The 16,474-nt window shown below is 69.0% G+C and carries 4 protein-coding genes; all 4 read left to right on the plus strand.

What is annotated here, in order from left to right; genetic code table 11:
- Positions 1-3 precede the first annotated feature (3 nt).
- From A5658_RS26845 to A5658_RS26860, 4 genes are read left to right on the plus strand one after another with little or no spacing between them, the layout of a single operon-like run.
- Positions 4-5,295 carry a type I polyketide synthase gene (locus A5658_RS26845; protein ID WP_067342548.1) on the plus strand — a complete coding sequence of 1,764 codons (5,292 nt, stop codon included), beginning with the start codon at positions 4-6 and terminating at the stop codon, positions 5,293-5,295.
- A gap of 16 nt (positions 5,296-5,311) precedes the next feature.
- Positions 5,312-10,738: a type I polyketide synthase gene (locus tag A5658_RS26850; RefSeq protein WP_067342550.1), complete on the plus strand. Its 5,427-nt coding sequence runs from the start codon at positions 5,312-5,314 to the stop codon at positions 10,736-10,738.
- The gene (locus A5658_RS26855) at positions 10,735-15,120 is read left to right on the plus strand and encodes a type I polyketide synthase (protein WP_067342552.1); all 4,386 of its coding nucleotides are present in this window, start codon (positions 10,735-10,737) and stop codon (positions 15,118-15,120) included. The genes A5658_RS26850 and A5658_RS26855 overlap by 4 nt, the downstream gene beginning before the upstream one ends.
- Before the next feature lie 23 nt (positions 15,121-15,143).
- Complete coding sequence (locus tag A5658_RS26860; protein WP_067342554.1) at positions 15,144-16,397, plus strand: condensation domain-containing protein; 1,254 nt, start codon at positions 15,144-15,146, stop codon at positions 16,395-16,397.
- The last annotated feature ends 77 nt before the right edge of the window (positions 16,398-16,474 follow it).

Here is a 16,474-nt window from a genome sequence, read left to right on the forward strand (position 1 = left end):
GGGATGACTGCACCGCCAGATCGTCGGGCGATCATCACCGAGGCTCTTCGCAAGATCGATGACCTGACGGCCCGGCTGGAGATCGCCGAAAAGGCTGACCTCGAACCGATTGCCGTGGTGGGCATGGCCTGCCGGCTGCCGGGTGGCGTCAACACGCCCGACGACTATTGGCAACTTCTGCACGAAGGCCGCAGCGGCGTGATCCGCGTCCCCGAGGACCGCTGGGACGCCGACGCCTACTTCACCGACGACCACACCCGCCCGGGCACGATCGCCAACCGGGAGGGCGGCTTCCTTACCTCCTGGCAGCCCGACCAGTTCGATGCCGAATTCTTCGGGATCTCCCCGCGCGAGGCGATCGGGATGGACCCCCAGCACCGGCTGTTGCTCGAAGTCGCCTGGGAGGCACTGGAAAACGCCGGCGTCACACCGAAAGCCGCACGCAACAGCCAGACCGGCATCTACGTCGGGCTGACCACCAGCGACTACTACTGGCTATCCACCGCTGGCGGAGTGCGACCGGAAGACTTCGACCCGTATCTGGTGTTCGGCAGCGCGTCGAACTTCGCCGCGGGGCGGTTGTCCTACTTCCTCGGAACGCATGGCCCGGCGGTGGTGCTCGACACCGCGTGCTCGTCCTCACTGGTTGCCATCCACCTGGCCTGCCAGAGTTTGCGCCGCCGCGAGACGGACTACGCGCTGGCCGCAGGTACCAACCTGATCCTGACCCCGGAGAACAGCATTGCCTGTTCGCGATGGGGCATGCTGGCCCCGGACGGCCAGTGCAAGACCTTCGACGCCAGCGCCGACGGCTACGTGCGCAGCGAGGGCTGCGGCGTCGTGGTGCTCAAGCGGCTCAGTGACGCCGAGCGCGACGGCGATAACGTGCTGGCGCTGGTGCGGGGTTCGGCCGTCAACCAGGACGGCCCGAGCAGCGGCCAGACGGTGCCCAGCGGCCCAGCGCAGCAAGCCGTGATGCGGGCGGCGCTGGCGTCTGCGCGGCTGGAGCCGTCGGATATCGACTACATCGAGGCACACGGCACCGGCACCGCGCTGGGCGACCCGATCGAACTCGACGCGCTGACTGCAGTTTTCGGTCAGCGCGACGAGTCGGCGCCGCTGGTGCTCGGCTCGGTCAAGACAAATCTGGGCCACCTCGAGAACTCGGCCGGCATCGCCGGATTCATCAAGACCGTGCTGAGCTTGAACCACGGTTTCATCCCGCCTCACCTGCATTTCACCGAGCTGACCCCGAATGCCGGCGCCGGCGCGTCGAAATTCACCATCGCGGCCGACGGCATGCCCTGGCCACAGGTGAGCCGGCCGCGTCGTGCGGGTGTCTCCTCGTTCGGCGTCAGCGGCACCAACGCCCACGTGGTGATCGAGCAGGCTAGCGGGCCGGAGCCCGCCAAAAACACTGCGGCGCAACCGGAGCCGACGGTCAGCACGCTGGTGATCTCCGGCAAGACGCCGGCACGCATCGCGCCGATCGCCGAGATGCTGGCCGACTGGATGTCCGGTGCGGGCGCCGACGTGCCGCTGGCCGACGTCGCGAATACCGTCAACAACTACCGCGGCCGCTACCGCAGCTTCGCCGCCGTCGTGGCCCGTGACCCCGAGCAGGCCGTCGCCGGATTGCGCGCGCTGGCCGCCGGTGAGCCCGCGACCGGTGTCGTCGAGGCATGCGAGAAGCCGAACGGCTCGGGCACCGTCTTCCTGTATTCGGGTCAAGGTTCACAGTGGGCCGGCATGGGGCGGCAGTTGTTGGCCGAGGAGCCGGCCTTCGCCGCGGCCGTTGACGAGCTGGAGCCTGATTTCGTTGCGCAGGTTGGCTTTTCGCTGAAAGACGTGCTGCTGGCCGGTGAGCCGGTGGTGGGCATCGACCGGATTCAGCCGGTGCTGGTCGGCATGCAGCTGGCGCTGACCGCGCTGTGGCGTTCCTACGGGGTCGAGCCCGACGCGGTGATCGGTCACTCGATGGGTGAGGTGACCGCGGCCGTCGTCTCGGGTGCGCTGAGTCCCGCCGACGGCCTGAAAGTCATTGCGACCCGGTCGAAGCTGATGCTGCGCCTGTCCGGTCAGGGCGCGATGGCGCTGCTCGAGTTGGGCGCCGAGGAGGCCGAGAAGCTGGCCGGGCAGCACCCGGACGTGACGGTGGCGGTGTACGCCGCGCCGCAGCAGACGGTGATCGCGGGCCCGCCCGAGCAGGTCGACGCCGCGATCGCCGCGGTCGACGCCCAGGGCCTGCTGGCCCGTCGCATCGAGGTCGATGTGGCCTCGCACCACCCGACCGTCGACCCGATTCTCGCCGAGCTGAAAGACGCCCTCGCCGACCTGAAGCCGCAGACGCCGCGAATCCCGTTGATCAGCACGGTCGGTCAGGCGGACCCGAAATTCGATGCGGACTACTGGGTGGTCAACCTCCGCAACCCGGTGCGCTTCAGCCAGGCCGTTGCCAAGGCGGCCCAGACGCACGCCACGTTCGTCGAGATCAGCCCGCACCCGCTGCTGACCCACGGCATCGGCGAGACGCTGGCCTCGGTGGCCTCCCGCGACCAGTTCGCCGTCACCGCAGCGATGAAGCGCGGCGACGACGAAACGCTGTCCGTCCACGAGCAACTCGCCACCCTCGGCGTGACCGGCGACCAGACCGGCCGTCGCCGCGTCGACATTCCGGCCTCGCCGTGGCTGCACGCCAGCTACTGGGTCGAGAAGAAACCTGCCGCTCAGCGGCGGACCGACGTGCACCCGCTGCTGGGCGCCCATGTCGAACTGCCGTCCGGCAACGAGCACGTCTGGCAGACCGACATCGATTTGCAGACGCTGCCGTGGTTGGCGGACAACACCATTGGCGGCCAGGCCGTGGTGTCGGCCGCGGGTTTCGCGGAGATGGCATTGGCCGCCGTGTCGCAGGCGATGGGCGCCGCCACGGTCAGCAAGCTCACCATCGAGCGGCCGCTGGTCCTGGACGCCCAGACCCGCGTCACCACGCAACTATCGCTGAGCCCGGACGTGAATCGCGTTGAGATTCAAGCCCGCTCGGCCGGTGGCACCTGGACCCGGTACGCGGTCGCCGACGTCATCGACGCGGGCGCGCCGACCGGCCAGCCCGGCGACGGCATCGAGATCGCGCTGCCCGACGAGGTCGCCGATCACCCCGAGTACCGCATCCACCCCGTGCTGCTCGACGCGGCGCTGCGGCAGCTGGCCGCCGCGGTCCCGGCTGAGTCGGAAGACGCGTCCTACCAAGCGGTTTCGGTGGAAGCGATCCGGGTGTTCGCCCCGATCCGCGGCCGGGCCCGCGTGCACACCGAGCTGGCCGACGACCGTGGCCGCGTCGTGCTGACCGATGACGCCGGCGCCGTACTCGCCGAGTTGACCGGTGTCGAGCTGAAGCCGGTCGACCTGGCCAGCGTGCCGCTGTCGTTGGAGCAGAAGATCTTCGACGCCGCCTGGTCGCAGAGCCCGGCCCCCGCAGGTGACGCCGTGGCCGACGGCACCTGGATGGTCCTGGCTGAAACCGATTCTGAGACAACCGAACTCGCAAGCCAACTCGTCGACAAGCTCACCTCGTCGACGCGGTGGGCGGTCAGCGCACCGTTGGGCGACGAGTCCGCGGTGGCCGCGGCGTTCGCCAAGACCGCCGACTCGAAGCCGGTCGGCATCGTCGTGCTGCTGGCCAAGGCGCCGTTTAACGGTGAGGACACCGAAGCCACCGACGCCGCGCTGCGCCGCGCCCACGACCTGGTTCTCGACATCTCGGCGGCCGCGCACGCCGCCGTCGACGGATGGAAGGGCACCTCGCCGCGGCTGTGGCTGGTCACCCGCGACGGGCTGTCGGTCCACGACGACGAGCCGGGTGACCCGGCGATCGGCGCGCTCAAAGGCCTGATCCGCAACTGGCGGTTCCCCGGCGAAGCGGCCCGGGTGCTGGCCGGCGAACCCGACCTCGGCGCCACGCTGCTCGACGTCGGCAGCGGTGAGGTCGTCGACAAGGTGATCCACGAACTCGCCGCCTCGACTGGCGACGACGTCGTCGCGCTGCGCGAGGACGGCCGCTACGTCGAACGGATGGTGCGCGCCTCGCTGGACGGCGAGCGCCACGAAGCCGTGGTCCGACCAGACGGCTCCTACATCGTCACCGGCGGCCTCGGCGGTTTGGGCACCGTCGTCACCCGCTGGCTGGTGGAGCAGGGTGCCGGCCGCATCGTGCTCAACGGCCGCCGCGAACCCTCCGACGAGCAGCGCGCATACCTCGCCGGCCTGGGCACCGACGTCGTCTTCGTGGCCGGCGACATCGCCACCGCGGGCACCGCGGAGCGACTGGTGGCCGCCGCCGAGGAAACCGGAAAGCCGTTGCGCGGTCTGGTGCACGGCGCCGGCGTCACCGGCGACGGTCTGGTCAGCGCGCTGACCCGCGAAGGGCTGGAACGGGTCTGGACGCCCAAGGTTGCCGGCGCGCTGCGGCTGAACACGGCGACGGCCACCAAGGAGATGGACTGGTGGGTCGGCTTCTCCTCGATGGCCACCATGCTCGGCCTGCCGGGTCAGCTGGCCTACGCGACCGGTAACGCATGGCTCGACGCGCTGATGACCTGGCGGCGTGCCGCCGGGCGACCCGCCACCGCGATCAACTGGGGACAGTGGTCGGCCGTCGGGATGAGCAGCAAGCTGACCTACAGCGTGCTCGACCCGATCACCCCCGACGAAGGCATCGAGGCGTTGCAGACCCTGGTCGGCGGCCCACTCAACCGGGTCGGTGTCGGGCGGCTGCGGCTGGACCGCGTACTCGCGGCCACCCCGGAGTTCCGCGACCTGGCCTACTTCGAGCGGATCGCCGCGGAGTTCGGCACTCACACCGTCGAGCATCGGGCCGCCAGCGGCGAGGACTCGGTGTCGGCCGCGGCCCCGGACTGGTCCACCTTGTCCGCCGACGAGCGGCTCACCGAACTGCAGACCCGGTTGCAGGCCATTTTGGGCCGCGAGCTGAGGATGTCGCCGTCGTCGATCAACCTCGACGCGCCGTTCCCCGAACTGGGCCTGGACTCGATGATGGCGATGACGGTCCTCAAGGAGACCAAGAAGTTGGTCGGCCTAGACGTGTCGGCGAACATGTTGTTCAACCACCCGACGATTGCCTCGCTGGCGACATACGTGACCGGGCTGCTTGCGCCCGCCGACGAGCCGGAGGAAGATTCCGGCGGTTCAGCGGCCGAGCCGGAGCGCAGCGTGTTGGATGATTTGTTCGACAGCGTCGAGTCGGCCTCGGCGAGCACTGACGGCGGTCTTTTTTGATGGGAAGAATCTTCTGATGGCCACCATTTACGACAGAGTCTCGGCGATGTCCGGCGAGCAGCGGGACGCGATCACCCAGAAGTTCGACAGTTCTTCGCGGGTCGTCGCCGCCGAGCCGATCGCGGTGGTGGGCATCGGGTGCCGTTTCCCCGGCGACGCCAACGGACCCGAGGGCTACTGGAACTTCTTGGCCAACGGCGGCGACGGGATCAGCGAGATCCCGCCGGACCGCTGGAACGCCGACGAGTACTACGACCCCGACCAGTTCGCGCCCGGCCGGATGTCGTCCAAGTGGGGCGGCTTCCTGTCCGACGTGTCCGGCTTCGACGCCGACTACTTCGGTATCTCGCCGCGTGAAGCCGAGGCGATGGACCCCCAGCAGCGGCTCATGCTGGAGGTCGCCTACGAAGCGCTCGAGCACGCCGGGATCGCGACCGAGGACCTGTCAGGCGTGCGCGCCGCCGTGCTGATGGGCGTGTATTACGGGGAATACCAAACGATTTCGGCCGCCAACCCGGACGCCATCGACGCCTACTCCGCGACCGGCAACGCGCACGCGGTGGCCGTCGGGCGCATCGCCTACCTGTTGGGGCTGCGCGGGCCGGCCGTCGCGATCGACTCGGCGTGCTCGTCGTCGCTGGTGACGATCCACCTGGCCTGCCAGAGCCTGCGGCTGCGGGAGAGCGACCTGGCGCTGGCGGGCGGGGTCAGCCTGATCCTGCGCCCGGAAACCCAGATCGCGATGGCCAAGTGGGGAATGTTGTCCCCGAACGGCCGGTGCTATTCGTTCGACTCGCGCGCCGACGGATTCGTCCGCGGCGAAGGCTGCGGCGTCGTCGTGCTCAAGCGGCTCACCGACGCCGTGCGCGACGGCGACCGGGTGCTCGCCGTGGTCCGCGGTTCCGCGGTCAACCAGGACGGCCGGTCCAACGGCCTGACCGCGCCCAATACCATTGCGCAGCAAGACGTCATCAGGGCCGCGCTGCGCAGCGGTGACGTACAGGCCCGCTCGGTCAACTACATCGAGGCGCACGGCACCGGCACCGGGCTGGGTGACCCGATCGAATTCGAGGCGCTGGCCGACCAGTACGGCAAGGGCGACGGCGACTGTGCCCTGGGTGCGGTGAAATCCAACTTCGGCCACCTCGAGGCCGCGGCCGGCATCGCCGGCTTCATCAAAGCCGCGCTGTCGGTGCAGCGGGCGCAGATTCCGCCGAACCTCAACTTCGCGCAGTGGAATCCGGCCATCGACCACAAGTCGACCCGGATGTTCGTTCCCACCGAACTGCGCCCGTGGCCGGCCGAAGAGGGCCCGCGGCGCGCCGCGATCTCGTCGTTCGGCATCGGCGGCACGAACGCGCACGTCGTGATCGAGCAAGGCCCCGATCCGGATGCGCCGGTTTCGGCCGGCGACAACCCCGACTCGCCGGTGACCACGCTGAGCATCTCCGGCAAGAGCGAGCAGCGGATCGCGGCCTGGGCTGCGACGCTGGCGGATTGGATGTCGGGACAGGGCGCCGAGGTGCCGCTCGCCGACATCGCGCACACCGTGAACGTGTACCGCAGCCGGCACAACAAGATCGCCACCGTCTCCGCGCGCGACCGGGCCGAGGTAGTGGCCGGCCTGCGGGCGCTGGCCACCGGCCAGCCTGCCCCGGGAGTCGTTGCCCCGCACGATGTTCCGCGTGGCAAAGGCACCGTGTTCCTGTATTCGGGTCAGGGTTCGCAGTGGGCGGGCATGGGGCGGCAGTTGTTGGCCGACGAGCCGGCCTTCGCGGCGGCCGTTGATGGGCTGGAGCCTGATTTCGTTGCGCAGGTTGGCTTTTCGCTGAAAGACGTGCTGCTGGCCGGTGAGCCGGTGGTGGGCATCGACCGGATCCAGCCGGTGCTGGTCGGCATGCAGCTGGCGCTGACCGCGCTGTGGCGTTCCTACGGGGTCGAGCCCGACGCGGTGATCGGTCACTCGATGGGTGAGGTGACCGCGGCCGTCGTCTCGGGCGCGTTGAGCCCCGCCGACGGCCTGAAAGTCATCGCGACACGGTCGAAGCTGATGAAGCGGCTGTCCGGTCAGGGCGCAATGGCGCTGCTCGAGTTGGGCGCCGCCGAGGCCGAGAAGCTGGTGGGGGAGCATCCCGACATCACCGTGGCGGTGTACGCCGCGCCGCAGCAGATCGTGATCGCCGGTCCGCCCGAACAGGTCGACGCGGTGGTCGAGATCGTCGACAAGCAGGGCAAGCTGGCGCGCCGCGTCGAGGTGGACGTGGCCTCGCACCACCCGACCGTCGACCCGATCCTGGCCGAGCTGAAAGACGCCCTGGCCGACCTGAAGCCGCAGACGCCGAAGACTCCGTTGATCAGCACGGTCGGGAACGACGGCGACGCGACGTTCGACGCCGACTACTGGGTGGTCAACTTGCGCAACCCGGTGCGCTTCAGTCAGGCCATAACGAAGGCCTTGGAAGGGCCTGTAAACCATTCCGCGTTCGTCGAAGTCAGCCCGCATCCGCTGCTCAGCCACGCTATCAACGGCACACTGGAGGCGGCCAAGCCGCGCGGCGGCGCCCAGGTTGCGGGAACGCTGACGCGCGACAACCCCGAGACGCTGACGTTCCACACCCAGCTGGCCACCGTCCGGCCGCCGTCGGCCGCGGCGGCACAGATCGACAGCGGCACAAAGAAACTCGTCGACCTGCCGCCGACCCCGTGGCAGCACGTCCGCTACTGGGCGGCGCCGACGGCCACGACCCGGCAGGCGGGCAGCGTCCACCCGCTGCTCGGCACCCACGTCGAGTTGCCGTCCGGCCGCGACCACGTCTTCACCGCCGACGTCGGCACGGACGCCGTCCCGTACATGCTCGACCACAAGGTGCACGGCCAACCGGTGATGCCCGGCACCGGCTTCGGTGAGATCGCGCTGGCCGCGGCCAGCGAGGCGCTCGGCCTGCCGGCCACGTCGGTAAGCGTCGGCGTCGAGGTCGAGCAGATGCTGCCGCTGGCCGAGTCGACCCAGCTCACCACGCAGCTGACTCGCGGCGAAAAGGACGGCGACGAGATCCGCGTCGAAATCCACTCGCGCTCGGCGACCGGTGCCTGGATCCGGCACGCCGTCGCGAAAGTCGAAGTGGGACAGTCGGAGCCACCGGCCGTGCCGCCCGCCTCGTCGGAGCCGGGCACCGTGCTCTCGCCCGCGGACCTGTACTCCGCGCTGCGCGCCACCGGCCTGCACCACGCGCAGGCGTTCGCCGCGCTGACCCGCATCGTGCGCCGGCCCAACGGCACGTCGGAGACCGAGATCGTGCTGCCCGACGAGGCCACCGGGCATCGCGCGTACCGCATCCACCCCGTGCTGCTCGACGCGGCGCTGCAGGGCCTGGCGGCCGCGCTGTCCAGCGAATCGTTGGCCGGCTCCGATGAGGCCACCTATCTGCCGGTGTCGTTCGAGAAGATTCGGGTGTTCGGCGAGGTCGGGCGTCGCGCCCGGTGCCGTGCCGAATTGGTCAACCCGGACGGCGACGGCGCAGGCATCAACGGCCGCGTGCTGATCACCGACGAGGCGGGCACACCCACCGCCGAGATCAGTGGCATCTACCTGCAGCGTGTGCAACGCCGTACGGTGCCAATGCCGTTGGAGCAGAAGATCTTCGACACTGAATGGGTCGAGACCCCGGTCGACACGTCGGCGGCGGCCCCGGACGGCAGCTGGCTGGTGCTCACCGACGGCGCCGAGTCCGAGGCGGTCGCCAAGGAATTCACCGCCGCATTCGGCACGCCGACCCGACGGGTGCTCACCGCCGACCTGTCGCGGGAATCGGCTGTCCTGGAAGCGTTTTCGCAAGCCGCCGGGGACGCTGAGCTACCGCCGGTCGGCGTGGTCGTCTTCGCGGGCCGGCAGTCGTTCGACGGCACCGAGTCCGGTGACGCCGCGGGCCGCGGACGCGACCTGACCTGGGGAGTCGCGTCGACGGTTCGCACGATCCTCACCGGTTGGCACGGCAAACCGCCGCGGCTGTGGGTGGTGTCCCGCGACGGACTGGCCGTCAGCGACGGCGAGTCGGGCGACCCCTCGATCAGCGCCCTGACCGGCCTGATCCGCGTGCTGGCCTACGAGCATCCAGACCTGCGCACCACGTTGGTCGACCTGTCCGGCGACGCCGTCGAGTCGCTGAACACCGAGTTCGGGCTGGCCGGCGACGACGTGATCGCGTGGCGTGGCGAAAAGCGGTACGCCAAGCGGCTTTCCCGCGCGACGCTGGCGGCCGCCAAGACCGACACCGTCGTCCGGCCGGACGGCTCCTACATCATCACCGGTGGTCTCCGCGGCCTCGGCCTGGCGATGGCCCGGTGGCTGGTCGACAGCGGCGCCGGACGGGTGGTGCTCAACGGCCGGTCCGACCCTTCGGACGAGGCGCAGGCGCTGGTCGACGAGCTCGGGCAGCGTGCCCAGATTGCCGTCGTGCTGGGCGATATCGCGGCGCCCGGTGTCGCCGAGAAGCTGGTCAGCTCGGCCGAGGAGACCGGTCTGACGCTGCGCGGCCTGATGCACAGCGCGGTCGTGCTGGACGACCAGATCGTCGCCGGCCTTGCCCAGGACAGCCTGGAACGGGTGTGGGCGCCCAAAGCCAACGGCGCGCTGCGGCTGCACTCGGTGACCTCGGGCGACAAAGGCGCGCAACTAGACTGGTGGGTCGGCTTCTCGTCGACGTCGTCGCTGCTGGGCGCGCCCGGGCAGGGTGCCTACGCAGCGGCCAGCGCCTGGCTCGACGGCCTGGTCGACTGGCGACGCGCGGCCGGACTGCCCGCCATCACGATCAACTGGGGCCAGTGGTCCGACATCGGCGTCGCACGCTCGCTGACGTTCAGTGCGCTGGACCCGATTTCGCCGCCCGAAGGCATCGAGGCGCTGGAGGCCATCCTGGCCAGCGCGCCCACCAACATCGGGGTGGCCCGGCTGCGGCTGGACCGGGCCGCGGCCGCGTTCCCGGAGATCCAGCAGCTCGGTTTCTTCTCCAAGCTGGCCTCCGAATTGGACATCGACGACGAAGACGACGACTGGTCCGGCCCCGACGCGCTGCGCGAACTGGACGCCGCCGAGGCGAACCGGGTCGTCGTCGGGCGGCTCGCCACCCGCATCCTGGCCATCATGGGCTACCCCAAGGGCAGCACGCTGGACGCCGATCAGCCGCTGACCGAATTGGGCATGGATTCGCTTATGGCGGTGCGAATCCGCAACACTGTTCGTGGCGACTTCGGTGTGGAACCGCCCGTGGCCCTGCTGCTGCAGGGTGCGTCGTTGACCGCGTTGACCACCGACTTGATCCGCCAGCTGGGCCTTGAGACCGACGACAAGGCCGACAGCGGCGGTGGCGTTCGTGACCGAGCCAAGCAACGCGCCGCGGCCCGGCAGCGTGCGGCGGCTCGGCGAAAGGTAGGAGATCGAGTGTGACCAGCAACAGCGAATTGCCGCCCAACGCGATCGCGGTGGTCGGCATGGCGGCCCGCTTGCCCGGTGCCAACACGCTGTCGGCATTCTGGGACAACCTGCGCCGCGGCGAGGAGTCGATCGTCACGCTTGCCGAAGACGACCTGCTGGCCGAGGGCATTCCGGACAAGGCCCTCGCGAATCCCGCCTACGTGCGTCGCGCCGCGCTGATGGACGGCATCGACGAATTCGACGCCGACTTCTTCGGCTTCACGCCGCAGGCCGCACGTTCGACCGATCCGCAGCACCGGCTGTTCCTGCAAACCGCGTTCCACGCGATCGAGGATGCGGGCTACGACCCGGCCGATATCGAGGGCACGGTCGGTGTGTATGCGACCAGCACCACCAGCGGCTACCTGTTGCACAACATCATGTCCAACCGTGACCCGAATGTGGTGATGGGACAAGGCATCACGTTCGACATGGTCGAGCTGTCGATGCAGAACGACAAGGACTACCTGGCCACCAAGGTGGCGTATGCGCTGAACCTGCGCGGCCCCGCCCTGTCGGTGCAGACGGCCTGCTCGTCGGCGCTCGTGGCGGTGCACCTGGCCTGCCAAAGCATCCTCAACGGCGAGTGCGAGCTGGCGCTGGCCGGTGGTGCGTCGCTGCGCATCCCGCATCACGTCGGATACTGGTACGCCCCGGGTTCGATGGTGTCGCCGACCGGCCACTGCCGGCCGTTCGACGCCCGCTCCGACGGCACGATTTTCGGCAGCGGTGTCGGCGTGGTCGTGCTTAAGGCGCTTCAGGACGCCGTCGACGACGGCGACCGCATCCACGCCGTGATCCGCGGCTCCGCGCTGAACAACGACGGCTCGACGAAGATGACCTACGCCGCCCCGACCGCGGCCGGCCAGGCCGACGTCATCGCCGAGGCGCACGCGATCTCCGAAGTCGACGCCTCGGAGATCAGCTACGTCGAGACGCACGGCACGGGCACTCCGCTCGGTGACCCGATCGAAATCGAAGGCCTGCGACAGGCTTTCGAGGTGTCCGAGCTACCGCGCTCCGGCCCCTGCTACGTCGGCTCGGTGAAATCCAACATCGGTCACCTGGAATCGGCCTCCGGAATCGCCAGCCTGATCAAGGCGATCCTGTGCCTCAAGCACCGCGCCATCCCCGCGACCCTGCACTACACCAGCCCCAACCCCGAATTGCACTTGGACCGTGGGCCTTTCAAGGTCCGCAGCGAGTACGGCCCGTGGGAGTGGGACGGAGTGCTGCGCGCCGGGGTCAGCTCGTTCGGCGTCGGTGGCACCAACGCCCACGTGGTCCTCGAAGAGGCGCCGCGCGTCGCATCGTCGACCCCGTCGTCGGGACCGCAGGTGCTGTTGATGTCCGCGCGCAGCACCGACGCGCTGGAGCAGTCGCGCAAGTCGCTGGCCGCCGAGCTCGACAAGGGCGAGGCGAATCTGGCGGACGTCGCCTACACCCTGACCCGCCGCCGCAAGGACACCGTCCGGATGGCCGCGGTGGTCAAGGACACCCAGGACGCGATCGCGGTGCTGGAGGCCGGCGAGCACGACAACGTATTCATCGGCGAATCGGCCTCTAGCACAAAGGATTCCGATCGCGTTGTCTTCCTGTTCCCGGGCCAGGGCGCGCAGCACATCGGGATGGCCCGCGGGCTCTACGACCACGAGCCGGTGTTCGCGGAGCACTTCGACCAGTGCGCGGCCGGCTTCGGCGAGGAGCTCGGCGTCGATCTGCGCGACGAGATCTTCGAGGGCACCGCGCGCAACCTGGAGCGCACCGACCGTACCCAGCCCGCGTTGTTCACCGTCGAGTACGCGCTGGCCAAGCTGATCGAGAGCTACGGCGTGAAGCCCGCCGCGCTGGCAGGTCACAGCATCGGTGAGTACGTGGCCGGCACCATCGGCGGCGTCTTCGACGTCGAGACCGCGATCAAGGTGGTGTCGATGCGGGCCCGGCTGATGCACGCCGCGCCGCGCGGCGTGATGGTGGCCGTGGCGTTGAGCCCCGAGGCGGTCGGCGAGTACCTGAACGGCGAGGTCGACATCGCCGCGATCAACGAGCCGGGCGGCTGCGTGGTCGCGGGATCCGAGGAGGGCATTCGCCAGTTCAGCGAACGACTCACCGAGAAGGGCATCGTGGCGCGTCGGGTTCGGACGTCGCACGCGTTCCACTCGCGCCTGATGGATTCGATGATCCCGGAATTCACCGGCTTCCTGTCCCGCCAGACGCTGCGCGAGCCGCAGATTCCGTTGCTGTCCAACGTGACTGGGACTTGGCTGGCCCCCAGTGAGGCCACCAACCCGGCGACCTGGGCCCGCCAGGTGCGCTCGACCGTGCGGTTCGCCGACGAGGTCGACGTGTTGCTCGGCGAGCCGAACCGCGTCCTGGTCGAGGTCGGCCCCGGCGGCACACTGACGTCCTCGGCCAGCCGGCACCCCCGGTGGGGAAGCGGACACCGCGCGGTACGCCTGATGCGCCATCACGCGCAGAACCGCGACGACCGCGACGCCTTCCTGCTCGCGCTCGGCCAGCTCTGGTCGGCCGGCGTCGAGGTGGACTGGTCACCGCTACGCGGCAGACAGTCGGCACAGCTGATCACGCTGCCCGGCTATCCCTTTGAACGGCAACGGCATTGGATCGAACACCGCGCTGTTGCGTGGACGGGTGACGCAGCGGTGGCCAACTCGGCCCCGGTGGCGGCAGGCGCCGAGCAGACCGCCGCCGCCAAGAACGGCCAGTCGCCGATGGAAGCCACCCTGCAGCGCATCTGGGGACAGTGCCTCGGGCTGTCTACCGTCGACCGCAAGGCGAACTTCTTTGAGCTGGGCGGTGATTCGCTGGTCGCGATCAGCGTCGCGATGACCGCGGGCAACGAGGGCCTCGATCTCACCCCGCAGGACCTCTACGAGAACCAGACCGTGGCCGCGCTCGCCAAGGCGTTGACGGCCCGGTACGCGGCGGGCGGCCTGGCCCGGCAGTCGCTCGGCGACGTCACGCATCCACCGGTTCCGCCGAACATCTCCTACTTCCTCGAGCACGGGGTGCGCGAGCATGAGCAGTGGCGCGTGCCGCTGATCCTGGAGCTTGGCTCCGACGTGAAGGTCGACGATATCTGCGCCGTCCTGACCGCGCTGCGCAACCACCACGAAGCGCTTCGGCTGCGACTCGTCGAACGCGCGGGCACGTGGGAGCAGGTGATCGCTGAGCCTGGCGACTTCGCCGACTTGGCCACCCGTTCGCTGCCCGAGGACATCAAACCGGGCACGCCTCAGGAACGCGACGCGCTGCTGTCGACGCTGATAGATGTTGTCCGCCAACAAGATCCGTCCAATCCGTTGATCGCAACCTACGTCAGCGGGGTGCCTGGCGGCTCGTCCTACCTCGCGATCAGCGTGCGTGCGATTGTGGCCGACAACGCGTCGCGCGACATCTTGTTGACTGATATCTTCACCGCGTTCGGGCAACAACTGGCCGGCGAAGAGATTGTGTTGCAACCTGTCACGACGCCGTGGACCGAATGGTCGCAGCGTTGCGCCGCATTGGCCGTCCACCCGGCGGTCGTGGAGAGCCGAGACTACTGGCTCAAGACGGCATCGGCGGCGACGCTGAAGGTGGCAAGCGAGCAGACCGCCGGGGCGCCGAGCCTGCCGGATTTGGCCCGCAGCGCGTCGTCGCTGACCGTTGCGGAGACCACCGAGATCGACGATGCCCGCCGACGGCTCCGGGTGCCGATCGAGGAAATGCTGCTGGCCGCGCTGGGGCGCACGATCGCTCACCAGGTTGGTGACGGGACCGTCGCCGTCGACGTCAGCGGCGAGGGGCGCTCGGTGCTCAAGCCCGACGTCGACCTGCGCCGAACTGTCGGCTGGTTCAACACCATCTATCCGATCGCGCTCAGCTGCGCCAAGGACGACGGCGCCAAGCAACTCCTCGCCGACGTGCACAACACGCTCACCGCGGTCCCGCACTACGGAATCGGGTATGGGCTGCTGCGATACCTGTATGCCCCGACTGCGCGACAGCTCGGCGCTGCCGCTCCGGCCGACATCTTCTTCTCCTACATCGGTACGATTCCCGATCTGCCACCGCTGGGCGACGACGTCGCGGTCCGATTCGACTCCGACACCGCATTGCCGGTGCGCGAAGCGATTCCGGGCCTGGGCCACGGAATAGAATTGCGCGTTTTCCGCACGGCCGGTGTGCTGCACCTGGACTGGTGGTACGACAGCCGGCGGGTTGACGCGGCCACCGTGCAGTCGCTGGCCGACAGATTCTCGCGAGACCTGCTGGATCTGATCCGGGAAGCGCTCGCCGCGGACGAGATGGACTCCGGCAGCGACGAAATGGAACTGGTGGACTTGTCGTAAGACAAGCTGAGAGAAGGCAGAACGTGTTTCCATCGTCGGTCATCCGCAAGCTGGCGCTCAGCGAGGAAATGCTCGCCGAGACGCACAACTTCGTCGGCCTCGCCGCGCACCTCGAAGGTCCCGTCGACGTCGACGCGCTGACGGACGCCTTCGACCTGCTGCTCGAGGCGCACCCGGTGCTCACCGCGCGCCTCGAACGCGGCGCCGACGGTCGTCACGAGCTGGTCGCCGACGACCTGATGCACTCGGGGCTCGAGGTGATCGAGGTCGACGCGTCGCAAATCGACAATCCGCCACCGCATTTCGACCAGAGCGAGTCGCTAGTGCACCTGCGGCTGTTCATTCGCGACGGGCAAGCGCATCCCACGCTGTACGTCCACCATGCGCTGGCCGACGGCCATCACATGTACGGCCTGATCGAGGAATTGCTGTCCTTCTACACCGATCTGGTCACCAACGGGAAGACCGGCCCGGTCACCGCGCAGCCTGCGCCGGAGTCGATCGAGACCGTCCTCGCCGACCGGGGGATCCAGAAGGGACCGCGTTCGGGCATCGAGAGGTTCATGCCGGCGCTGTTCGCCTACGACCTGCCGCCGTCGCGGCGCGGCGACACCGGCGCGAAACCCGCGTCGCCCGTGCGGGTTCCGATGGTGTCGTGTCGGCTCAGCGAAGCCCAGACGCACGCCATCGTCGAACTTTGCCGCGCCGAGAAGCTGGGTCTGCACTCCGTGTTGTCGGCCGCGATCCTGATCGCGGAGTGGCAGGTGCGCGGCCGGCTGAACATCCCGGTGCCCTTCATCTACACCGTCGATCTGCGTTACTTCCTCTCGCCGCCGGTATCGGCGACCGGCTGCACCAACCCGGTCGGGTTGGGCACCTACCTCGCCGAGATCAACCAGAAGACGACGGTGGTCGAGCTGGCCCGCGACATCGCGGCAACGTTCAAGGGCGACCTGGACGAGGGCGTGATCCAGCAGTCGCGCCTACACTTCAGCCCGCAGTATGTGGGCAACGCGCCGGGCATGCCCGACGTTGTGTTGTTGTCCGACAACGGTTTGGTGCCGCCGGTGCGCACACCCGAGGGCGTCGAGGTCACCTCCACGCACGGCGAGCTCTACTTTCAGGTCAGCGCCGGCATCGAGATCTACTTCACCCAGATCTACGCCGAACAGCTCAACGTCGAATACCACTCGCACGGGCCGGAACCGGAGAAGTCGATCGAGGCCATCCGGGCATTGCTCGTCGAGGTTGCCGAGCAGTACGCAACCGTCAGCTGACCGGCCCGTAGGCGTAGCGGTGGTACTGGAAGGTTCGGCGCAGCGGCGGCAGGGGGCGAACCAGCTGACGCATCAAC

This window comes from Mycobacterium sp. 1245111.1, from assembly GCF_001673405.1.
Taxonomy (GTDB): domain Bacteria; phylum Actinomycetota; class Actinomycetes; order Mycobacteriales; family Mycobacteriaceae; genus Mycobacterium.